Annotated in this window: 14 protein-coding genes; 7 read left to right on the top strand and 7 right to left on the bottom strand. The window is 59.5% G+C overall.

Annotation, left to right across the window (positions count from 1 at the left end; all coding sequences use genetic code 11):
* On the top strand, nt 1-651 hold the full coding sequence (locus tag WFP06_RS09040; protein WP_336986846.1) for a tetratricopeptide repeat protein: 651 nt from the start codon (nt 1-3) through the stop codon (nt 649-651).
* A gap of 95 nt (nt 652-746) precedes the next feature.
* Nucleotides 747-2,648 carry a potassium transporter Kup gene (locus tag WFP06_RS09035; protein ID WP_336986845.1) on the top strand — a complete coding sequence of 634 codons (1,902 nt, stop codon included), beginning with the start codon at nt 747-749 and terminating at the stop codon, nt 2,646-2,648.
* On the opposite strand, the gene WFP06_RS09030 is transcribed toward WFP06_RS09035, so the two are convergent.
* The 5 genes from WFP06_RS09030 to WFP06_RS09010 are packed head-to-tail and all read right to left on the bottom strand — an operon-like array spanning nt 2,645 to nt 7,963.
* Nucleotides 2,645-3,307, bottom strand: coding sequence for an inner membrane-spanning protein YciB (locus tag WFP06_RS09030; protein ID WP_336986844.1), 663 nt, complete (start codon nt 3,305-3,307; stop codon nt 2,645-2,647). The two genes, WFP06_RS09035 and WFP06_RS09030, sit on opposite strands and share 4 nt — an antisense overlap.
* Nucleotides 3,307-4,230, bottom strand: a complete 924-nt coding sequence (gene ftsY, locus WFP06_RS09025; protein ID WP_336986843.1) for a signal recognition particle-docking protein FtsY — start codon at nt 4,228-4,230, stop codon at nt 3,307-3,309. Before ftsY ends, WFP06_RS09030 begins: the two co-directional genes overlap by 1 nt.
* A complete protein-coding gene (locus tag WFP06_RS09020) occupies nt 4,227-5,411 on the bottom strand; it encodes a MiaB/RimO family radical SAM methylthiotransferase (RefSeq protein ID WP_336986842.1) in 1,185 nt (394 codons plus the stop codon). The genes ftsY and WFP06_RS09020 overlap by 4 nt, the downstream gene beginning before the upstream one ends.
* Nucleotides 5,408-6,217: a diaminopimelate epimerase gene (dapF, locus tag WFP06_RS09015; RefSeq protein ID WP_336986841.1), complete on the bottom strand. Its 810-nt coding sequence runs from the start codon at nt 6,215-6,217 to the stop codon at nt 5,408-5,410. The genes WFP06_RS09020 and dapF overlap by 4 nt, the downstream gene beginning before the upstream one ends.
* A 57-nt stretch (nt 6,218-6,274) precedes the next feature.
* The gene (locus tag WFP06_RS09010; protein ID WP_336986840.1) at nt 6,275-7,963 is read right to left on the bottom strand and encodes a putative bifunctional diguanylate cyclase/phosphodiesterase; all 1,689 of its coding nucleotides are present in this window, start codon (nt 7,961-7,963) and stop codon (nt 6,275-6,277) included.
* Between the two features lie 129 nt (nt 7,964-8,092).
* On the opposite strand from WFP06_RS09010, the gene WFP06_RS09005 reads away from it, so the two are divergent.
* Nucleotides 8,093-8,506, top strand: coding sequence for an EVE domain-containing protein (locus WFP06_RS09005; protein WP_336986839.1), 414 nt, complete (start codon nt 8,093-8,095; stop codon nt 8,504-8,506).
* Here the strand turns inward: WFP06_RS09005 and WFP06_RS09000 are convergent.
* Nucleotides 8,503-10,182 carry a thiamine pyrophosphate-binding protein gene (locus WFP06_RS09000; protein ID WP_336986838.1) on the bottom strand — a complete coding sequence of 560 codons (1,680 nt, stop codon included), beginning with the start codon at nt 10,180-10,182 and terminating at the stop codon, nt 8,503-8,505. The two genes, WFP06_RS09005 and WFP06_RS09000, sit on opposite strands and share 4 nt — an antisense overlap.
* 157 nt (nt 10,183-10,339) lie before the next feature.
* Here WFP06_RS09000 and WFP06_RS08995 point away from each other — a divergent pair, with 157 nt between their 5' ends.
* On the top strand, nt 10,340-10,531 hold the full coding sequence (locus tag WFP06_RS08995; RefSeq protein ID WP_336986837.1) for a hypothetical protein: 192 nt from the start codon (nt 10,340-10,342) through the stop codon (nt 10,529-10,531).
* On the opposite strand, the gene WFP06_RS08990 is transcribed toward WFP06_RS08995, so the two are convergent.
* A complete protein-coding gene (locus WFP06_RS08990; RefSeq protein ID WP_336986836.1) occupies nt 10,521-11,840 on the bottom strand; it encodes an MFS transporter in 1,320 nt (439 codons plus the stop codon). The genes WFP06_RS08995 and WFP06_RS08990 overlap by 11 nt on opposite strands.
* 113 nt (nt 11,841-11,953) lie before the next feature.
* Here WFP06_RS08990 and pgsA point away from each other — a divergent pair, with 113 nt between their 5' ends.
* From pgsA to WFP06_RS08975, 3 genes are all read left to right on the top strand, one after another.
* Nucleotides 11,954-12,574, top strand: a complete 621-nt coding sequence (pgsA, locus tag WFP06_RS08985) for a CDP-diacylglycerol--glycerol-3-phosphate 3-phosphatidyltransferase (RefSeq protein WP_336986835.1) — start codon at nt 11,954-11,956, stop codon at nt 12,572-12,574.
* A gap of 845 nt (nt 12,575-13,419) precedes the next feature.
* A complete protein-coding gene (locus WFP06_RS08980) occupies nt 13,420-14,478 on the top strand; it encodes a TIGR03032 family protein (protein ID WP_336986834.1) in 1,059 nt (352 codons plus the stop codon).
* A 119-nt stretch (nt 14,479-14,597) separates the two neighbouring features.
* Nucleotides 14,598-23,696: a hypothetical protein gene (locus WFP06_RS08975; protein WP_336986833.1), complete on the top strand. Its 9,099-nt coding sequence runs from the start codon at nt 14,598-14,600 to the stop codon at nt 23,694-23,696.
* Nucleotides 23,697-23,748 lie beyond the last annotated feature (52 nt).

The following is a 23,748-nucleotide window of genomic DNA, read 5'->3' as shown; positions in this document are numbered from 1 at the left end:
ATGATCTGGATCGCTCTTATATCAATGGCGCTGCTGGTATTCGGGTCAGCGGTCTATTTCCTCGATCTGCCGCGCAGCCTCTGGGCGATGTTCGGCACCGTCATGGCGCTGGGGCTGGCGGGTTATGCGCTTCAGGGATCGCCGCTTCAGCCCGGCGCGCCGGCGGCGGTGGGGGGCAAGGCGGCGCATAACGGCGAAGCGCTGGTAACTGCACGGCGCGAAATGCTGGATGATGGATACCCGCCATCACGGTTCGTCACGATTGCCGACGGGTTTGCGCGCAAAGGGCAGTTTGCTGATGCTGCGGGTCTGTTACAGGGTGCGGTCGCGCAAAATCCCGGCGATTCCGAAGCGTGGCTGGCGATGGCCATTGCGCTTGTCGAGCACGCCGAGGGGCAAGTGTCGCCCGCAGCGCTTGACGCTTTTTCGCGCGCCATCGAAACCCGATCCGACAGTCCTGCGCCGGGATATTTCCTGGGCATCGCCTATCTGCGCGCAGGCGATCCGCTTCGCACCCGCGCAATCTGGGGCGAAATGCTGGCCAGAACACCCGATGATGCGCCGTGGCGCGGCGATCTTCAGTTCCGTATCGCGCGGCTTGATGAATTGCTTGCTGCATCCGGGGCGGCGGATCAGCCACCATTACCATGATATTGCAGGGTCGGTGGATGGCTGCTAGGGGCCGCGATCTTTGTAGGCTGGCGCATAACGCGCGTCGTAGCCTCGCCGGGAAACCCGCCTAGCCTATGTCTCAGCCACTAAACCCAGCAGAGCGCCGCAATTCGGACATCGCCAAGATGGCCGCCGGCGCAATCGGTATCGTGTTTGGCGATATCGGAACCAGCCCGCTTTACGCATTCCGGGAGACTTTCGTCGGGCCGCATCCGCTCGAACTGGACAAATTGCACATTCTTGGCGTGGTCAGCCTGATCTTCTGGTCGATGACGCTGATTGTCTCGATCCAGTATGTCAGCATTCTGATGCGTGCGGATAACAAGGGGCAGGGCGGTAGCCTTGCGCTGGTCGCGCTGCTGACCCGCAGTGTCGGCAGAACCAAATATGGCTGGCTGACCGTTTTGCTCGGCGTCTTCGCGACGGCACTGTTTTACGGCGACAGCATGATCACGCCCGCGATTTCGGTGTTGTCTGCGGTAGAGGGCCTGACAGTGGTAAATCACCGGCTCGACCCGCTGGTTATCCCGATCGCGCTGGTGCTGCTGGTGCTGCTGTTTTTTATCCAGAAGCGCGGCACCGCCAAGGTCGGCGCATTGTTTGCACCGGTGATGATTGTCTACTTTACGGTCATTGCTACGCTGGGCATAATCCAGATAATCAATCAGCCCGGCATCCTGATGGCGCTGAACCCCTATTACGCGCTGCAGTTTTTCATGACCGACGGCACTCTGGCGTTTCTTGCGCTGGGATCGGTGGTTCTGGCGGTGACCGGGTCAGAGGCGCTGTATTCGGACATGGGCCATTTCGGCCCCGGGCCGATGCGGCTGTCGTGGTTCGGGTTTGTCATGCCATGCCTGTTGCTCAACTATTTCGGCCAGGGCGCGATGATAATTTCGCTCGACAGTGCGGGTGCGGCCGAAGCAATCCAGAGCCCGTTCTTCTTCATGGCTGACGAATGGCTGCGCCTTCCGCTGGTGATACTGGCAACATTTGCGACATTCATCGCGAGCCAGGCGGTTATTTCGGGCGCGTTTTCGATTACGCATCAGGCAATCCAGCTGGGCTTTATCCCGCGCCTGACCACGCAGCATACCAGTGAGCGCGAAGCCGGCCAGATTTACATCCCCGCGATCAATTGGGCGCTGCTGTTGGCGGTTGTCATTCTGGTTCTGACATTCCGCAATTCGTCCAATCTGGCGTCCGCGTACGGTATCGCCGTTACCGGCGCGATGCTTATCGATACCGCGCTGATGGGCGTGTTGCTGATTGCCGTGTGGAAATGGAAGTTGTGGATTGCAATTCCCGTGCTGGTCATCTTCTTCATTGTCGATGGCGCATATTTCGCCGCAAACCTGATGAAAGTTCCGGATGGGGGCTGGTTTCCGCTGGTGATGGGCGGGGTGATATTCATCCTGCTGACGACTTGGGCGCGCGGCCGCAAACTCATGCGCAGCAGGATGACCGAAGCCGCCTTGCCGCTCGATGTGTTTGCGAAAAGCGCGCATGGCAGCGCGACGCGCGTATCGGGCACCGCGATTTTCATGGCATCATCGAACAAGGGCGTGCCGTCCGCGCTGCTGCATAATATCAAGCACAACAAGGTGCTGCACGAACGTGTGGTGGTGCTGACGGTAGAGATCGACGAAGTCCCCTATGTCGAAGAGGCCGAACGTTGTTCGATCACCAACCTTGGCGACGGGTTCTTCCGCGTCACGCTGCGCTACGGCTTTATGGAAGAAACCGATGTGGTGGCGGCAATCACCCGGCAGGATATGTGCGGCGGCCCGTTCGACATGATGAAGACCAGCTTCTTCCTCAGCCGCCAGACGCTGCTCAGCTCGGACGAACCGGGTATGGCGATCTGGCGCGAAAAACTGTTCGCATGGATGATGCGTAATGCAGCGACGCCGATGGACTTCTTCCGCCTGCCCACCAACCGGGTGGTGGAACTGGGCAGTCAGATGAAAATCTAGTCGATTGGCGGGTTCTGGACGACTTCGTCCGATTCTCCCACCGCCAGCCCGTGCTTCAGCAGCATCGGGATCTGGCTGAATGTGAACAGAAAAGACAGCGGCATGAACACCCAGAATTTGGCCCATAGCCAGGTTTCGAAAGTGCCGTTTTCGACATTGTAGAGAAAGCGCAGCGTCTCATTCAAAACCGCCAGCGCCAGAAAGAATATGCCCCAGTTCCGGCTGAGTTTTAGCCAGCCATCGTCGCTCAATCCTTCGAAAGCCGTTTCGAGAAGATATTTCAGAAGGGCTTTGCCTTTGGCGTAACCGGCCAGCAGAGCGACGCCGAAGAAACTGTAGATGATCGACGGTTTCAGCTGCACGAATGTCGGATCACCGAAAATTACCGTCAATGTGCCAAAGCCGACGATCAGCGCAGTGGAAAACCACAACATCGGTGATACCTTGCCAAGCCGCCACTTGGAAAAACCCAGTGCAACGATCGCCGCGATGATAAATGCCAATGTCCCGCGGATAACCGCCGCCACTTCGCCGATGGGATCGCTTTCGTCGGGCGAATAATATTTATAGACCCCCAGAAACACCAGCAGCGGACCGTAATCGACCAGCACGTTTAGCCAGCCGGATCCTGTTTTCTTCTGCGAAATTTCGTCAGCCATCAGGCCACTCCTGCAATGACACGGGCCACCAGATCGGGGTCGAATGGCCGTAAGTCGTCAATTTTCTCGCCAACACCGATCGCATGGATCGGCAGGCCGAATTGTTCGGCTGCGGCAACCAGCACACCGCCGCGCGCTGTACCGTCCAGCTTCGTCATGATCAGTCCGGTAACACCGGCAACCTCCTGGAAGGTCTTGATCTGGCTAAGCGCATTTTGCCCGTTTGTGGCGTCCAGCACCAGCACCACATCGTGCGGTGCGGCTTCGTTCAGGCGGCCCAGAACCCGGCGGATCTTGGCCAGCTCGTCCATCAATTCGCGTTTGTTCTGCAGGCGTCCGGCCGTATCGACAATCAAGGCGTCGATGCCCGTATCGGTCGCTTCCCTGACTGCATCGAACACAATGCTGGCCGGGTCGCCGCCCTCGGCCCCGCTGATAATCGGAATGCCTAACCGGTCGGCCCAGACTTTCAATTGTCCGATGGCGGCGGCGCGGAATGTGTCACCTGCCGCCAGCATGACGCCATAGTCATCTTCCTGGAACAGATGCGCAAGCTTGGCGATGGTGGTGGTTTTACCGCTGCCGTTCACACCGATGACCAGCACCACCTGCGGGCGGGGAAATGCAGTCACCTCGAGCGGTACGGCCACCGGGCGCAGAATTTCTGCAATTTCTTCCGCCACAGCCTCTTTCAGCTCGCGTTCGGTGATCGCGAGGCCAAAACGCTTCTCCGCCAGTTTTGCCCGAATCCGTGCCGCGGCGGACGGACCGAGGTCGGACAGGATCAACGCATCTTCGACATCGTCCAGCGTTGCATTATCCAGCTTTGCCGTGCCGACAACTCCGGTGAGATTTTCGGACAGGCGTTCCGATGTCTTGCGGAAACCGCCAAACAGACGTTCGGACCAGCTGGTGTCGCTCATACGAGCAATCCTTCTTCGATATTGGCCGGGCGCATTTGCACGATAGCACCTGCCGGAACACCCGCGGGCAGACCTACGCGGGCATATTCGTGCGAATAGCCGCTGCCGTCGCGTTCGGCGAGCACCGACAGCTCGCTGCCGATAAGGCTGGCCAGCCAGGCGGCGCGTTGATGCGCGGCATCAGCGCGCAGTTCCGCAGCACGCTGTTTTACAATCGGCCGGCCAAGTTGCGGCATCCGCGCCGCGGGTGTCTGCGGCCGCGGCGAATAGGGAAAGATGTGTCCGTGAACGATGCCCAGATCAGCGATGATCGCGCGGTTTGCCGCATGCATGGCGGCATCTTCCGTCGGAAAACCGGCAATCAGATCGGCACCGATCGCGATACCGGGCCGCCGCGCCCGCAGCCGGTCAACCAGCGCGGCCGCATCGGCGCGGCTGTGGCGGCGCTTCATCCGTTTCAAAATCAGATCGTGACCATGCTGCAGGCTGAGATGCAAATGCGGCATCAGGCGTTGTTCGCCGGCGAACAGTTCGAATAACAACGGGTCGATTTCAATTCCGTCGAGCGAGGACATGCGCAGCCTTGATAACCGGGGAAACTCGTCCAGAATCGCCAGCACCAGTTTACCGAGCGGCGGGTGGCCGTCCAGATCATGACCCCACGACGTCACATCCACACCCGTCAGCACGATTTCAGGTGCCCCTGCCAGCAGATGGCGTTCGATTTCGGCCAGGACCTGGCTGATTGTGAGGGAAACACTGGGCCCGCGGCCCTGTGGTATCACGCAAAAGGTGCAGGCATGGTCGCAGCCGTTCTGGACCGCGACGAATGCGCGGGTCCGGCGCGCTGGCACAGCGACGGGCTGCGCGGGCACATTCCAGGCGCGCGGATCGAGTTTGTGCGTGTTTGCGATCAACCCGTCCACTTCGGGCATGGCCGCAATCGCGTCTCGTTCGATATCGGCGGCACATCCCGTAACCAGCAATCGCGCATCGGGCCGATCGCGCCGCGCGCGGCGGATGGCTTGCCGCGTGGCGCGCACTGCTTCGGATGTGACCGCGCAGCTGTTCACAACCACGACATCACTTTCGCCCCCGAGCATTTCGCGGATCCGTTCGCTTTCGGAGATATTAAGCCGGCAGCCAAGCGATATGACTTCTGCGCCTTTGGCGTTGGTCATGCAAAGTCGTCCCAGTTGAAACTTCCGCTGAAACTTTCCTGCGCCGGCCCCTCCATCATGATGCCGCTGCCCGCTGTCCATTCGATGCAAAGTTTTCCGCCCGGTAATGACACCTGCACGCGGTTATCGACCAGCCCGGCGCGGATCGCGGCGACGGCGGTTGCACATGCACCAGTACCGCAGGCGCGTGTCAGCCCCGCGCCGCGCTCCCACACGCGGAGCGCGATGTGGCTGCGATCGACGATTGTCGCCACGTTAACGTTCACGCCCTGAGTGAACACGGGGTCCGTTTCGATCTGCGGACCCAGATCGGCCAGCGGTACGGAGCTGGTGTCGGCCACAAAAAAGACAAGGTGCGGGTTGCCGACATTGATGGCTGCAGGATTGGCCAGATCGTCCCATGAAAGCGGCAGCGCCGCCGTGTCCATGGCATATTCCAGCGGAATATCCTGCCATTGGAAGCGGGGGATCCCCATATCGACCTTGGCGCCGCCCGGGGCCGGTTCGACATGGATTATGCCGCCGCCGGTTTCGATCCGGGCAGGCCCGCCGTGCATGAGTGCAATTGCCCGGGCTGCGTTGCCGCAGGCTTCGACTTCGCCGCCGTCAGAATTGAATATTCGCATCCGGAAATCCGCGCTGACGGATGGCTCCAGCACGACCAACTGATCGCAGCCGATACCCGTTTTGCGATCGGCCAGAGACGCTGCGATATGCCGCGTCATGTCGGGCAGCGGCTCGGCCCGCGCATCGAGCACGATGAAATCATTACCGAGGCCGTGCATTTTGGTGAAGGGGATGCGCATTTCGCGCCTGCATCTATTGCGTGGGTGCTGCGGCGTCCAGTGCCAAGGCGAGGGAGTTCAGGCAGTATTCCGGTTTTGGAAATCCGCCGTAGCGGGTTCTTCCGCCGCGCTGTCCTGTGCAGCCTTTTGATAGGCTTCTGCGCCGGAAAGTCGCCCCTGCAGCGCAAGCCGGTCGTGCACCGTGGCGGCATTCTCTGGCTGCCCGTAAAGGTAGCCCTGGCCCTTGAGCGGGCCAAGCCTGCTCAACAGGCCGCGTACTTCCTCTGTTTCGATCCCTTCGGCTGTGATCGGCAGTTTGAGCCCTTCGCCAAGCGAAATGATGGCATCGACAATTTTCGAATTGCCGGGATTGCTGTTCATTTCGGTTACGAAACTGCGGTCGATCTTGATCCTGTCGAACGGTAGCGAACGGAGCTGGGCTAGGCTGGAATATCCCGTCCCGAAATCGTCGAGGCTGATCGAAACGCCCTGATTTTTCAGGCTGGTAATCATGGTGCGTACGGCAGCGACATTTTCGTGGAGACAGCTTTCGGTGATTTCGATTTCAAGACGGTTGGGCGGAAAGCCGTGGCCGGTCAGCAATTTCAGGATCTTTTGCGAAAACCACGGATCGCGCAATTGAACCGGGGAAATATTTACCGACAGCGTCAGCGAAGCGTCCCAGTCTTTCGCATGGTCCAGCGCTTTGGAAATAAGCGTTTCGGACAATTCGGCAATCACGCCCATATCTTCGGCCACCGGGATAAAGATATCGGGCCCGACCAACCCCAATTCGGGCGACTGCCACCGCGCCAGCATTTCGAAGCCCACAAGCTCGCCGCTATCCAGATCGATCTGTTGTTCGAAATAAGGGACGAATTCATCGTTCTGCAGACCGCGGCGGATGCCGGCTTCCAGTTCAGCGCGATATTTGAGTTCGTTTTCCATCGGCGATTCGAACCAGAAATACCGGTTACGGCCATCTTTTTTTGCATGATACATCGCGACATCTGCGCGGTGCAGCAGCGATTTTGCCCGGTTTTCGCGGCCTGCTGCCGTACCCTGATCGCTGGTTTCCGTGGTAGAAATTCCGACCGAAACCGTGACTTCCAACGTCTGTTCACCGTGTTCGATCGGCTGGGATACGGCTTCGATGATGTTTCCGGCAATTTTGCTGACCGATGCTTCGCCGCGGGGTTCGTAACTTACCAAACAGGCGAACTCGTCACCGCCCAACCGCGCCAGAATGGCACCGCGTGGCAATTCGTCTGTGATGCGTTTGGCTGTGGTCTGCAGAATGTCGTCTCCGGCCAGATGACCGTTCAGATCGTTGACCTGTTTGAAATTGTCGAGATCGATCATCAAGAATGCATTGGCCATACCCGATGCAGACGATGCCTGGATAATCGCTTCGCTGGCCGGACCGATCGAACGCCGGTTAAGGCACCCCGTCAGTTCATCTGTTTCGGAAAGGATGCGCGCCGATTCTTCCGCCTTGCGGCGTTCGGCAATTTCCTTGGTCAGTTCGGAATACCGCCGCCAACCGAATATGATCAGCGCAATATTGAGCAGCAGGGCGTTGACCAGCACAGGTTCGGGCGGAAGGCCGGTTCCCTGCCAGGCCCGCGCAACTTGCGACAGGACCGAACTGCCGGTGCCCAGAAACAGGATAATTGCGGCTACTGCTATCCCCAAGGCGACAAGGTCACCTTCGGCTTTCCCCAAGCGTTTATCCTTTTTAAAGCCGTCTTCGAACTGCGTATTCACACGCAAATCCCCCGTGATTCAGGCCGTTAAAGTGACATTGGAGACTGAAGATACAGTTAATCCGCCCGATGTGGCCGCAGCCGCCAATTTGTTTATAAGACAGCCTGAAACAGGCAGAGGGAAATTTTTTTGGCGAAGCGATATTGGTTGTTGAAGTCGGAACCGTTCAAATACGGTTGGGATGATCTTGTGGCGGAAAAGGAAGGCACGTGGGACGGTGTGCGCAACCACCGCGCCAAGAACAATCTCGCAGCGATGAAGAAGGGCGAGCAGGCGTTTTTCTACCACTCGCGCGAGGGGCTGGAGATCGTCGGGATTGCCGAGATCAGCGCCGATGGCATCATGGATCCGACCGATCCCGAGCAGAAATGGAATGCGGTAAAAATCATTCCCAAACGCAAGCTGGAAAACCCCGTCACTCTAAAGCAGGTCAAGGCAGATCCGCGGCTTACCGAAATGGAGCTGGTCCGTTTGTCACGCCTGTCCGTCAGCGAGGTTACGCCGGAAGAATGGGCCATGATCCTCGAAATGGAAAAAGATTAGCCGCCGCCTCTGGATCGCAGCGCCGACAGGGTTACGCCGCCGGCAGTCAGTTTTTCGATGTCGGTTACGAGATGGAGGAGGCGTAAGCCCTTGCGGCCCTTTGCTTCGGCAAGAGCGTCTGCGAATTCGCCGGTCGTCGTGACGCGCTGCGTCCAGCCGCCAAATGATTCGCCGAATTTGGCAAAGTCCGGATTGACCAGCTGCGTTGCCGATACGCGGCCGGGATACTCGCGCTCCTGATGCATCCGGATCGTGCCGTAGGCGCCATTATCGACCACGATGACCAACAGATCGCGCCCGTATTGGACGGCTGTCGCCAGTTCCTGCCCATTCATCAGAAAATCGCCGTCACCAGCGACGGCGACTACGCTGCGTTCGGGATGGCGGAAAGTTGCCGCCACGGCTGCGGGGACACCATAACCCATTGCACCGGCGGTTGGCGCCAGCTGGCTGGGATAGCCTTCGTAGGGCCAGTAGCGGTGCCACCAGCCCGAGAAATTGCCCGCGCCGTTGCAGATGATCGTGTCGGCCGGCAACTGGTCGCGCATGATCCCCACACAGGCCGCCAGGTCGAGCGTGGTATCGAAATCTGCAGGTCGAGGGGCCGGGGTGGACCACCGCGTCCATTGATCGTGCGCCTCTGCACCTGAGCCGGAAGCGGGCATATCGCCGTCCCAAAGTGCCGCGCTTCGGGCAAATTCGGCCATGTCTGCGCAAAGCGCCAGATCGGTCCGGTAAACCCGGCCCAGTTCATTCGGATCAGGATGCACGTGAATGATGATCTGATCCGGATGGTCGGGCGTGACCAGTTCGTAGCCATCGGTTGTGGCTTCTCCCATTCTCGCACCGACTACCAGCAGTACGTCAGCTTGTTTGACGCGCTCGACCAGTTCGGGATTGGGGCCATAACCCAGATTACCCGCATAAACGGTGGAGGAAGGCGGAACGGCATCCTGCCGGCGGAATGCCGTCGCCACCGGTATTCCGATCCGTTCAGCAAACACCGTGAAATGCTCGCGCGCGGTCCTGTCCCACCCTGCACCGCCAACAATGGCCAGCGGCGAAGCTGCATCACCGATCATTCGCATCATGTCCTGCATCGCAGCGGGGCAAACAGCCTGCGCGGGCCGGGCAACCGCCGGACGCGGCGATCCGCTGACCATTCGCGCCAGCATATCTTCGGGCAGGGCGACGACCACCGGACCGGGGCGGCCGGAAACTGCGACCGACCACGCGCGTGCGATATATTCGGGAATACGGTGTTCGTCGTCTATCCGTGTGGCCCATTTGGCGATTGGTGTGAAGAATGCCGGGAAATCGACTTCCTGAAAGCCCTCGCGGTCACGCATCCGGCTGTCCACGTCGCCGATAAACAGGATCATCGGCTGCGAATCCTGCATCGCGACATGCACCCCGATCGTCGCGTTGGTGGCACCCGGACCGCGCGTGACAAAACAAATGCCGGGCCGCTGTGTCATCGCGCCGTCGGCACAAGCCATGAAGGATGCGCCGCCTTCCTGCCGGCACACCACAGTCTCGATCCCGCCTGTGTCGTGCAGCGAATCGAGCACCGAGAGGAAACTTTCGCCCGGGACGGTAAAGATGCGGTCGCAGCCCTGTTCGGCGAGGCATTCTACCAGCAGGCTGGCGGCGGTCTTTTGGGGCGCAGTGTTCATGGGCACGCCCTAACCGCCCGCAACCGCTGCTTCAATCGAAAGCACGCCCCGCGGCGGCGAAAATGCGGTCTGGTTACCAGACCAGGTTAATGTCCCACAGCGCGACGGTGCGGATTGCCGCATCGCATTATGGTTAGGGCCGGGTTAATTCTGCCGGATGAGAAACACCTTGGTTCTGACCGATGAAATGGCCCGTCACCCGTTCTTGGCGACGCTGCCGCCGCATATCCGCACCGGAGGCGCGCGGCGTGACGAGGTGCCGCGCTGGCGGATTGGCACGCAGGATGTGAAAGACTTCCTGATGGCCTATTGCGCGTGTTTCATGGCGGCGAGCATCTTTATAGCGTGACGGGAATATGGTCCTGTTCGGCGCGGTAGAGCCGCCGGCCAAGCCATGCCGAAACAATGCACATACCCGCGCTCAGCAGCAATTGTTCGGTTGTCGAGACGCCCACCATGCTTAGCCCCATGGCGAGGACCGAACCAGCCACCATCGCACCTGAATTGACGATGTTATTGGCCGCAATCGTGCGCGCCGCCTGTTCCGGGCGGACCTTGGTGGTCAAAAACGCATATAGCGGCACCACGAACATTCCGCCCGCAATGGCAATTCCCAGCAGGCACAGCAGCAGCACGATTGCCATCGGCCAGACGATGAATTCGGCAACGCTGAGCAATTGCGTCGGTTGATCCATTTGCCACAGGCGGCAGACGAAATAGAACGCCACCACGAACAGCCCCATGAAAATCACCGATATCGGGGAGTATCTGGCCGAAACCGTGCCCTTCAGCAGCGCATTGACCGAAACCGAACCGATCGCGATCCCGATAGAAAATACCACCAGAAACAGGCTGGCCACTTCCTTCGATGCCATGATGATATTCTTGGCCAGTGGCGGGAACTGGATGATCAGCACCGCGCCGATGGTCCAGAAGAAGCTGATCGCAAGAATAGCGTAAAACACCTGCCGGTCATGCATCGTATTGCGGATCAGCACGTAAGATGCGCGGAAGATGTTCCAGTCGATCTTCTCGTCAACATGGCCGAGCGGCGGGGCGTCGGGTATCTGGCGGCTGATGAAATACGCCGTGATCGACGTGACGATGGTCAACCCGGCGGCCCATTCCACCGGGATCCAGCCCGCCAATATGGTGCCGGAAAGTATGGCGATATAGGTGCCGGCTTCGACCAGGCCGGTGCCCGCCAGCACTTCTTCCTTCTTCAGATGCTGCGGCAGGATTGCGTATTTGATCGGCCCCAGAAATGTCGATTGCACGCCGGTGAGAAACAGCGCGAGCAGCATCAGCGGAATAGCCAGCGTGTGCACCGCAATGCCCTGCCATGCCAGCACGAGGCCTGCAGCGCCGATCACCATCAGGATGATCTCTGCCGCTTTCACCTTGCGGACGATGGCGGCCTTGTCGCGCATGTCGGCGAGTTGTCCCGCCAGTGCAGAGAGCAGGAAAAACGGCAGAATGAACAGGAAAGAAGCCACCGCGCTGAAGATGCCTTCCGCGCTTTCCGATGCATACACGCCGTAAACCACGAACAGGACCATCGCGGTCTTGAACAGATTGTCATTAAAGGCGTTGAAAAGTTGCGTCACGAACAGCGGCAGAAACCGCCTGCGAGCCAACAAATGCGGGGTTGTTGTCATTGATTCTCGTCATGCAACCTGTGCGGAGCGGTCCTCCTATAGGAGTGGCAGCGGGGGACAAGGGCAAGCGCACGCTTTTGCACCGGACCAACTGCCGCTAGGGAATGCACAGAATGTGGAGCTTGCCCAATATCCTCACCATGTCGCGCATCGTCGCGATCCCGCTGCTGGTCTATCTGCTATGGTGGCCCGACTGGCAGTTTGGCTATTGGCTGGCCTGGGGGCTTTATGCCCTGATGGCGATTACCGACTATTTCGACGGCTATCTGGCGCGGGCGAGCGGGGCGGTATCGAAACTGGGCCAGTTCCTCGATCCGATTGCCGACAAGCTGATGATCGCTGCGGTCATTCTGGTGCTCACCGCGCAGGGTTTTTTGCGCGGGCCCTATGTCGGCGATATGCACGTGATCGCGGGTCTGATCATCCTGATGCGCGAGATTGCCGTATCGGGCCTGCGCGAATTCCTCGGCGGACTGCAGGTTTCGGTCCCGGTCAGTAAACTCGCCAAATGGAAAACCACCTTTCAATTGCTCGCTTTGGGCGGGTTGATTCTGGGCGGGGCGGTTCACGGCCAACCCTGTCAATCGCTGGGCCAATCACTCGCCGAACAATGCGCTGCCTTTGCCGATAGCTGGATCCATGTTGCCAGCCTGACCTGCCTGTGGGCTGCAGCGGTACTGACCGTGATCACCGGTTGGGATTATCTGCGGGCCGGTCTCGCACATATGGATTGATCCGAACAGGTTTGCCATTCGTGCGTTCGCGAAAATGACGAAAGTGGAAAAGCTGATCAGGGTTACACTAGTTACACCCTGTCACCCTGTGTCCGCCGGGAATTTATGGTTTATAATCATCTGGTTGCTTGCTGAAAAAGCAGGGTGACAGATTACGGCGTCACGCGCGAAAAGCGGATTTGCGTGATTGATGATGTGAAAGAGCCGCAACCACATTAGCGCGGCGATGGCTTGTAGGAAACGATCCAAGACCCGTTTGCCAGGCCGCCGTAAGCAGTCATTGGTACTCTCGCGCTATTGAAGGTCCCCCATCGCTTCGATAGCCGACCGTCTGCATTGTTTTGAACGTGACAATAGCTGCTGGTCCGCTTTTGGTGATATTCAATCCGCTATCAAATGTCCGCATTGGGGTGGAAAGCTTCCAGTCTGCTTTCAGGATGCTAAGCCGTGTAACCGGACGTTCAGCCGATTGGCCCGCTCGGCTGCAACGCGCTCCTTCCAAGACCTTCGGCTTTGCTTTTTTAGATTTCGAAGGGGTACGCTTACTGCTGCCAACACCGGCGCAGACGGTTGAAGTGCCCTTATGTACGCGGCCACATTCTTCATTCAACGCCATCGCCGGCGTCTGTTGAGTACGAGAACCGCCATCAATTTAAGCGCCCTTTGATTTAACCGTGCGATGCTCGCCCCGCAAAACAAATAACATCGCGCGCTCAATCTCGGGATTTCCTTTACCAGGCCAGTCTTATCGGCCACCTGACGCGGCGGGTGCGGCCGCCGTTCAACAATGAGGCCGCTTTGGAGAAAATATGGAAGCGCCGGGGCAACAGGTCGTAGCAAGTCAGGTGAGCGCAGCACCGCCGAAAGTGGAATATTCGCTGTCGAGCGGATTCATTGCCCGGCTTATTGCGATGAGGGCGTCGCTGGCCTTCACTTCCTACCAATCCGGCTTGCTGTACATGCTGGGCGGCAATCCGCAGGGTGCCGCCCAGCTTCACCAATCGGCTATGCCCAAGCCGATGGGATTGTGCACGGATGGCAGCGGCCACCTTGTTCTCTCCGCAGGCGCCCAGATAACGCGGTTGGTTAACGTGCTGGAGCCAGAGCAGCGCATCAATCAGATTTACGACGCCTGCTTCATGCCGCGCACAACCTACCTGACCGGCCAGATCGACGCGCATGACGTGGGCGTGGAAAGTGACGGGCGGATTGTCTTCGTCAACACACGTTACAATTGCCTCGCCGCGATATCGGACAGGCATTCGTTCAAGCCAATCTGGAAGCCGCCCTTCATTACCGACATTGTGGATGAAGACCGCTGTCACTTGAACGGTTTGGCAATGCGCGAAGGCAAGGCTGCCTTTGTTACCGCTGTATCGCGGTCAAATACGATCGATGGCTGGCGCGATCGCCGCGCCGATGGCGGCGTGGTGATCGATGTGCAGACAGATGAAATCGTGTGCGAGGGCCTGTCCATGCCGCATTCGCCGCGCTGGCATGATGGCAGGCTATGGGTACTCAATTCGGGCAGCGGAGAGCTGGGCCATGTCGAGTTGCCAAAGGGCAAAGCCACAATGGGCACCTTTGTTCCCCTTGCATTTTGTCCCGGTTTCCTGCGCGGCCTGGCCTTCCACGGAAAGTTTGCCTTCGTGGGGTTGTCCCGTCCGCGATATAAGCGGTTCGAGGGGCTGTCGCTCGATCAGAAACTGAAGGACGCTGACAGCGAGCCGTGGTGCGGTGTGCAGGTGATCGATCTGGAAAGCGGGGCCTGCGTCGACTGGTTCCGGATCGATGGGGAGATTGGCGAGCTTTACGATGTCTGTGTGGTCGAGGGATTTCATTGCTCGATGACAGTTTCGCCAAATTCGCCTGACGCAGCGACGCTTATCACAATTGAAGACTAATTTTCTTGCGCTAACGAGTGCTATCTATACGCAGCTTCAAGGCCGCAAAATCGGCCGCGTTGCCAAAAAAATAAAACATGGTGGGCGCTCCTGCGGCTGTCACCGCCACAGGGGCTATAATGACTGATTTGGGCCAGGTTTCCGACTGCGAGCATACATTTAACACCATCATCGATCAGGACCGCAACCGGCGCAGCTGGTTCGGTTTTGGTATGGTGCGCGGTGGCCGCTTAACGAAATGCAACAAGATTGTGGCCAGCTATTCGCCCGAAATGGGCCTGGTAGCGGCCGGATGCGAGAAGGATGCATTCGGCGCTACAGTTTGCGCGGTAACAGACGCATTATTCAGAAAAGGCATAATGCCCCTGACCGCCGCCGCAAGCGCGATGGCGATTGCGATTTCGGCCCCGGCAGCAGCACAAGAAGTGCCGGCCGAATGCACGGTCACGCCAAACCCGCTGGCTGCGGGAAGCACCATCCTGTGCGTATCGCCCACGCCGGTCGGCAAAATCGATGTGGCTGTTGATGATCTGACCATTATCATTGGCGATGACACAACGCCCACGAATCTCAGCACAACAGCCGATACCGGCATCCTGGCCACCTCGTCTGGCGGCGGTCTCAGCATCGACAGCAGCAACGGCACCGTTACAGCCAGGATCGATGGCGTCCGTGCAAGAGATACTGGCGCCGGGGCGGTCAGCGTAACGACCGGCAATGTGACGACCGCTGGCGGCTTTGCAGTTGCAGCTTTCTCCGATGGCGGCGGTGTGACGGTGGATACCAGCGCGGGCGACATCATCACCGGGCGCGGCGGAATAGTTGCGAGGGACATAGGTGGAGGGTCGGTGGACATAACCACAGCCTACCTGAGAACCGGGGGTAACAATGGCATCTCTGCTTCCACGGATGGCGGCAGGATTACGATCGACAGTAGCGCGGGCACGGTCATCAGCGGGATTGAAGGCATACAGGCCTACGCTGTCGGCGGAGGTGCGATCAGCATTATCGCCGCCAATGTAACTGGCCAAAGCTATCACGGCATCAGCGCCACGTCGGATGGCGGCGGGATCACGGTAGATAGCACCGGCGGAAAGGTCAGCGGAGGGCGTATCGGCGTCAGGGCGCAAGATACTGGCGCAGGCGCAATCGCGCTGAATGTGGACGATGTAACCGGTGCCCGGATCGGCATCAGCACGCTGGCGGCCGATGGCGCGACCACGATCACTTTGGCGTCAACCGCCGATGTGGTGGGAACGAATGTGCAAGGTATCCGCGCTACCTCCACCGGCGCTGCGGCGGACATTACCGTGCAAGGCAGCGGGGGCAGTGTGACCGGCGGGACTGGTGGTCTGGCGATCGGTACGGTGGGTGCAGATATTCTGGTCCGCGACCTGGACAGCGTCACCGGAAATGCGGGCGATGGCCTGAACCTTGCGTCAAGCGGCGGCAACATCGCCATAACCGGGGTGGGCACCATCCTTGGCACCGGCGGCAACGGTATTGTGGCTGACGCAGGGGCGGGCGATATCTCGATCCAGGGCAGCGGCCTGGTTGGCGGGATTACCGGCACCGGTGCTTACGGCACGATCACATTTGGCGGCACAGCACTTTTGGGCGCCAATGGATCGGGCATTCTTGCGGTTACCAGCGGCAACATCGATATTGGCGGCACCACTGCAATTGGCGATGTTACCAGCGCCAACGGATACGGCATACTTGCACGGACCAGCGGCGGCATGGGCGACATCGCCATCGACAGCAGCGCAGGCAGTGTGTCGGGTGCCGCCTCTGGCATCATCGGGCTCAACTATGGCAGCGGGATGATCAGCATCACCAGTGCGGATGTTACCAGTAATAGCCGATTCGGCATTACTGCCAACAATCGCGGCACCGATCTCGTCATCGACAGCAGCGCGGGCAGCGTGGCTGGCGGGTATGGCGGCATCCGTGCATTCAATTTCGGCAGCGGGGGGTTGAGCATCACCAGCGCGGACGTGACCGGGGCAGTCTCATTCGGTGTCTATGCGCTCAACGTCGGCACCGATCTCACAATCGACAGCAGCGCGGGCAGCGTCACCGGCTCCCGCAATGGCATCCTCGCTAGCAACAATGGCAGCGGGGCGCTGAGACTCACCAGCGCGGATGTTACCGGAAAGACCCAATTCGGCATTTTTGCCAGCAATCGCGGCACCGATCTCACGATCGACAGCGGCGCGGGCAGCGTGGCGGGTGGCAGTGATGGTATCTCTGCGATCAACGGCGGCAGCGGCGCGCTGAGCATCACCAGCGCGGATGTGACCGGTGCCAACGGATCGGGCATTCTTGCTGACAATCGCGGCACCGATCTCACGATCGACAGCAGCGCAGGCAGCGTGGCGGGCGGCGATTCTGGCATCTCTGCGAACAACACCGGCAGCGGCGCGCTGAGCATCACCAGCGCGGATGTGACCGGTACGAACGGAACCGGCATCATCGCACGCGCCTATGGCAATGTAATTTCCATCGATACGACCGCCGGCAGGGTAAATGGTGCTACTTACGGCATAAGTGCAGCCAATTTTACAGGCGCAGTTGATGTAACGACCGCTGATGTAACCAGCTCGAACGGTGATGGCATCGCGGTGTTTTCGGATGCGTTCACCCGGGTGGACAGCACACGCGGCACAGTCACGGGGGAAACATTCGGGATCAATGCGCGCAATTATGGTGGTTCAGCAGTTACCGTTACGACGGCTGATGTATCGGGAAGCGGCGCTTCCGGAATATTTGTCCTCTCCGCAGGTGGAGGGATCGCGTTGGATAGCAGCGCAGGAACGGTAACCGGTGGGAGTTCGGGTATAACCGCTGTGGAACAAGGCGCTGGCACGGTAGTGCTGACGGTTTCCGATGTTGTCGGCGCGACCGGCGCGGGTATCCTGGCTTCTTCAAGAGCCGCGCTCGCCAGCATCACCGTGCAGGGGATGTCAGGCAATGTGACCGGCGGCACCGATGGCATCGCGATAGATACCATGGGCGCGGACATAGTGGTCGATAATCTCGACAGTGTAACCGGCCAGAACGGTGATGGTCTGAACCTTGCGTCAAACGGCGGCAGCATTACTGTCAATGCGGTCGACACCGTCCTTGGCCTCGGCGGAACCGGTATTGTGGCCGATGCTGTCACGGGCGATATCTCGATCCAGGGCAGCGGCCTGGTTGGCGGGATTACCGGCACGGGGCCGTCTGGCGATATAATGCTAGGCGCTCAGACACTGTTCGGTGCCGGCGGCAGCGGCATAGTGGCGGTCAGCGACGGTGCGATCAATATCGGCGGCGTGGCTGCGATCGGCGATGTTACCGGCAACAATGGCCTTGGCATCCTTGCTCGCTCCAATGGCGGCGGGATAACTATCGACAGCAGTGCGGGCAGTGTGTCGGGTTACTTCAGCGGGGTGTTTGCGCAAGATTTTGGGGCGGGCGCGGTCTCGGTCACTACGGCAGATGTCACCGGCACAGAGAATTTCGGCATCAATGCCTATTCCAACGGCGGCGCAGTTACCGTGGACAGCAGCGCGGGCAGTGTCTTGGGCTATTTCGGACTGGTGGCAACAGCGCTGGGCGGGGGCGCAGTCTCGGTTACAACGGCAGATGTTACTGCCAGAAGCGTAGGCATCTTTGCCTTTTCCACCGGCGGCGGTGTCACCTTGGATAGCAGCGGAGGCCGCGTAACAAGCGGTGCCACGGGGATTTTTGCGGAAGATACCGACGCAGGTGCGATCCAGCTGTATGCGAATGATGTCAACGCCGGAAGGGCCGGCATCTTTACGCAAGCATCCGAAGGTGCGACCTCGATTTCGCTTGCGTCCAACGCCGATGTTGTGGGTGCGGGCGCCCAGGGCATCCGGGCGGCGTCCACGGGCGCTTCAGCCGGCATCACCGTGCAGGGCATGTCCGGCACGATCACTGGCGCGACCGATGGTGTGGGCATCGAAACGGTGGGCGCGGATATTCTGGTCGACAATCTCGGCCGGGTAACCAGTCTGAACGGCGATGGTATCAACGCGCAGTCGAACGGCGGAAACATAACGATAAATGCGGTTGATACGATTACCGGCACGATCGGCAACGGCATCTTCGCATTTGCCGACGGAGGCGACATTTCCATCCAGGGCAGCGGCCTGGTTGGCGGGATTACCGGGACTGGCCCGCGGGGCGACATTACTGTTGGCGGCACGACAGTATATGGCGTGAATGGCTCTGGCATTGTGGCGGTCACCAGCGGCAGCATCGATATCGGCGGCGCAACCGCCATTGGAGATGTCACCAGCACCAACGCTTCCGGAATATTCGCGCAGACCACCGGCGGCATGGGCGGCATCACCATCAACAGCAGCGCGGGCAGCGTTGCCGGTTATGGTACTGGCATTGCGGCTATCAACATCGGCAGCGGCGCGCTGAGCATTACCAGTGCAGATGTAACCGGGATGGTCGGAACTGGCATCTTCGCGCGCAACGATGGCACCAACCTGACCATCGACAGCGCAGCGGGCAGCATATCAGGCGTGACCGGCATCCGTGCCGAGAACTATGGCGGCGTGCTGAGGATCACGAGCGCTGATGTGACGGGATCAAGCGCAAGGGCTGAAGGCATCCGCGCGAACAATTTTGGCACTGATCTCATCGTCGACAGCAGCGCGGGCAGGGTATCAGGCAGCGAGAATGGCATCTCTGCGTTCAACTTCGGAACCGGAATGATAAGCATCACCAGCGCTGATGTGGCAAGTACCGGTCCAAGAGGTGATGGCATCCGTGCCTTCAATTTCGGTACTGGAATACAGATCAACAGCATTGCGGGCAGCGTGACGGGTGGCATCACTGCCGCCAACTATGGCAGCGGCGCGCTAGGCATTACCAGCGCGCATGTGACCGCGATGAACGGTAATGGCATTGATGCGCAAAATAGCGGCACCGATCTCACCATTGACAGCAGCGCGGGCAGCATTGCGGGCGGTGATATTGGCATCAGTGCCCGCAATTACGGCAGCGGCGCACTGTCAATCACGGTCGATGACGTCGCCGGCGATACCATCGGCATCCGCAGCTATTCCAGAACCGGTGCGACCACGATCGCGCTGGGATCAACTGCCAATGTCATCAGCACCACTGCTGAGGGGATATCGGCATCTTCAAGCGGCGCGCTGGCCAGCATCGCCGTGCAGGGGTTGTCGGGCGATGTGACTGGCGGCACCGACGGAATTGCGATCAGCACCATGGGCGCGGACATACTGGTCGATAATCTCGACAGCGTGACCGGCCAGAACGGCGATGGTCTGAACCTTGCGTCAAACGGCGGCAGCATCACGGTTAATGCGGTCGACACGATCCTCGGCACCGGCGGCAATGGTATTGTGGCTGACGCGGGCACGGGCGATATCTCGATCCAGGGCAGCGGCCTGGTTGGCGGGATCGCCGGTACAGGTGCCCGCAGCAGTCTCGTGATTGGCGGCCTGCCAGTTTACGGCGTCAATGGCGCCGGCATTGTGGCGGTCACCAGTGGCAGCATTGATATTGGCGGCACCGCTGCAATCGGCGATGTTACCAGCACCAATGCAAACGGCATATTTGCGCAGACCACTGGCGGCATGGGCGGCATCGTCATCGACAGCAGCGCGGGCAGCGTGGCGGGTGGCTATTATGGCATTTACGCAGCCAATAACGGTAGCGGCTTGTTGAGCATCACCAGCGCCGATGTGACCGGAAGTTACGCAACCGGCGTGTTCGCGCGCAACTACGGCACCGATCTCATCATCGACAGCAGCGCGGGCAGCGTGTTGGGCAACAGCTATGGCATCGTCGCTAACAACTTTGGCAGCGGGGTGCTGAGCCTCACCATCGCGGATGTGACCGGGACAAAGGGTTCAGGTATCCGTGCTTTGAGCTCCGGCACCGATCTCACCATCGACAGCAGCGCCGGCAGCGTGTTGGGCCGAGGTTATGGCATCAATGCTCGCAACACCGGTAGCGGCGCGCTGAGCATCACCAGCGCGGATGCGACCGGGACTTTCGCATCTGGCATCGCTGCGTTCAACTTTGGCACCGATCTGACGGTCGATAGCAGTGCGGGCACAGTGGTTGGCCGCGTCAGAGGCATCTTTGCTGGAAATTACGGCAGCGGAGACCTTACCATCACCGTCAATGATGTGACCAGCGGCGGCGACGGCATCCTAAGCTATGCGGAAACCGGTGCGACCACGATTACGCTGGGATCGACTGCCGATGTCATTGGCATCGATGGTAGAGGCATCTCCGCATCTTCAGCGGGTACGCTGGCAAATATCACCGTGCGGGGAATGTCGGGCAACGTCACCGGAGGGACCGATGGTATCGCGATAACCACGGCTGGCGCGGATCTACTGGTCGATAATTTTGGCAGTGTGACCGGACAGAGCGGTGATGGTCTGGACCTTGCGTCAAATGGCGGAGACATCACAGTCAATGCAGTCAGCGCCATCCTTGGCATCGGCGGCAACGGCATCGTGGCGAGCGCGAGCACTGGCAACATCTCGATCCAGGGCAGCGGCTTGGTTGGCGGGGTCTCCGGCAATGGCAAATATGGCATGCTGACGGTTGGTGGGGGAAGCTTTTACGGCCTCAACGGCAGCGGCATCGTGGCTGTCGGCAACGGCGAGATTGATATTGGCGGCGCCGCCGCAATCGGCGATGTCACCGGCGCCGCCGGCTTCGGCATCTTTGCTCGCTCCAACAAAGGCGGCGCGATTACGGTTGATACCAGCGCGGGCAGCGTCATGGGCGGCAACAGCGGCATCTACGCGCGGTCGATTGGCGCTGGGGAGGTTTCGTTGACGACAGCCGATGTGACCGGCACAAACTACAATGGCATCAGCGCCTTCTCCGACAGCGGCGCGATCACCGTGGACAGCACTGCGGGCAGCGTGGCTGGCGGGGGCTTCGGGATACTCGCGGGCAATGACGGTGCAGGCGCTGTCCGGATAATTACGGGCGATGTCACGGGATCTCGCTATAACGGGATCAATGCCTTCTCCAATGGTGGCGGCGTTACAGTAGATAGCCGCGCCGGGAGTGTAACGGGCGGCGAAAGCGGAATCGACGCGCGAGATTTGGGCGCAGGCGCGATCGTGCTGAACATGGATGATGTGACGGGCGGCAATGCCGGTATCCGCACTTTGGCGACCGATGGCACCACCACGGTCACACTGGCCTCCACCGCCGACGTGGTGGGTACCGGCGCGCAGGGCATTTACGCTGTTTCCACAGGCGCAACGGCTCACATTACTGTGCAAGGCAGCTCGGGCAACATTACTGGCGGCACCGATGGTATTGCGATCACCACGGCTGGCGCGGATATTATTATTAATAATCTTGACTTGGTGCGCGGCAATGCCGGAGATGGTGCCAATCTTGCTTCGAATGGCGGCGCGATTTCTGTCACCGATGTAGATGAGATATTCGGCTTTGGCGGCAATGGGATTCTGGCCAATGCTTCGGGCGGCACAGGCGGCGATGTCCTCGTTTCCGGCAATGGCGACATCATGGGGTCGCTTGCCGGCGTTTCAGCCGTGACCGGCGGCAGCGGGATCATTACACTCAATCTGTCCGGAACGACTTTTGGCGGCAATGCAGGCGTTGCTGTGTCAACGGTTGGCGGCGCAGCAAACATTGCCAACAGCGGTACGCTGTCTGGGAGCAATTACGCGGTTTTTGCCAGTTCGGCTGCAACCGGCCCGATTACTCTGACCAACAGCGGTTTGACCGGATCTGCCATTCTTTTTGCCGGTGGCGACGACACCTTCGACAATTCCGGCACATTCATCGCTGATGGCGCGAGCGATTTTGGCGGCGGTAACGACAAGCTACTCAACAGCGGCATTCTGTCGGTTGCTTCCACTGCCACGTTCACTGGTCTGGAGACGCTGTCCAATAGTGGCTCGATCACCCTGATGAACGGACAGGCTGGCGGTTCGCTCACCACCACCGGAAATTTTGTCGGACTGGGGGGCAGCCTTGCGCTTGACGTCGATTTCAATGCCGGAACGGCCGACCGGTTGGTCGTCTCTGGTTCTGCGACTGGCACCACCGTCATCCAGATTAACAATCTGACCTCTGGGCTCGGACTGGGCGACACAATTGTAGTGGTTGACGCTTCAGCAGGAACAGATGAAACCGCGTTCGTGCTGTCATCAGATGATCTGAACGTCACGCCCTTCCTGGCCTACTCGTTCGATTATGATGTGCGCAATTCCGACTTCGTATTTGGCAGGACGGTCACAGCGCGCGTTTTCGAGGCGACCAAGCTTGCGGAGGCTGCGTCGTCGCTATGGTATCGCAGCGCCGATGCCTGGGCCGATCACCGTGTACATGCACGCCAGGCGGAGGCCAATCAGCCCCTGTGGCTGACATTTTACGGGGCAACTTCTGATCGTGATGAGGAATTTTCCCAGACGGTGGGGCTCGCCCGCGTCGATGCGGTGCTCGATTACTCACAGGATTATTTCGGGCTTCAGGCCGGACTTGATTTTGCCCGAGGGGATGCTTCCGCCTTTGGCCTGACGGCAGGTTACCTGTCGTCGCAGCTAAAGTTTGCGGCCAATGGCAACGGTGCCGATTTCGGCGTGTTCAACCTGGGGGCATCGGCCAGCTATCGGCAAGGTGGCTTATTTGCCGAAGCACTGCTCAAATATGATTTCATAAAGGGGGATTTGAACGATCCGACGGCGGGCGCATTCAACGGGAAGGCGGATGGCAATGCCTATGGCGGACGTATCCAGATGGGTTATCGAACTGGCGGCGGCGCATTCTTCCTGGAACCGCAAGCGAGCATCGAATTCCAGCAAAGCAAACTCGATAATATTGCCATCGACGTTCACAGCTTCGCGTTCGATACGATGGACGGCCTGCGCGGCATCGCAGGCCTGAGGATGGGCGGACAAGCGGATCGGGCCAGCGGCATGGTGATCGGCTATCATCTGAATGCCAGTGCGGTAATTGAATTCGGAGGCGACGGCACCGCACGGTTCATTGCCGGCCCTGACGTTTTGAGTTTCAGTAACAATCCGATCGAAACTTATGCGCATCTCGAAGCAGGCCTGTCGCTTGATGGCACAAGCCCAATCTCCGGTTTCTTCCAGATCGAAGGCGATATTTCCGGCGACTACAATAGCATGGGGTTGCGGGCAGGAGTGCGGGTGAGTTTCTGAGTGCCGGGGGAAAGCTTTACAAGCCAGGGTCGCCGATCAGCGCGGAAGGGAA

The sequence above is a fragment of the Altererythrobacter aquiaggeris genome, from assembly GCF_037154015.1.
In the GTDB taxonomy this organism is placed as follows: domain Bacteria; phylum Pseudomonadota; class Alphaproteobacteria; order Sphingomonadales; family Sphingomonadaceae; genus Aestuarierythrobacter; species Aestuarierythrobacter aquiaggeris.
This window is presented reverse-complemented; position numbering and strand designations above follow the sequence as displayed.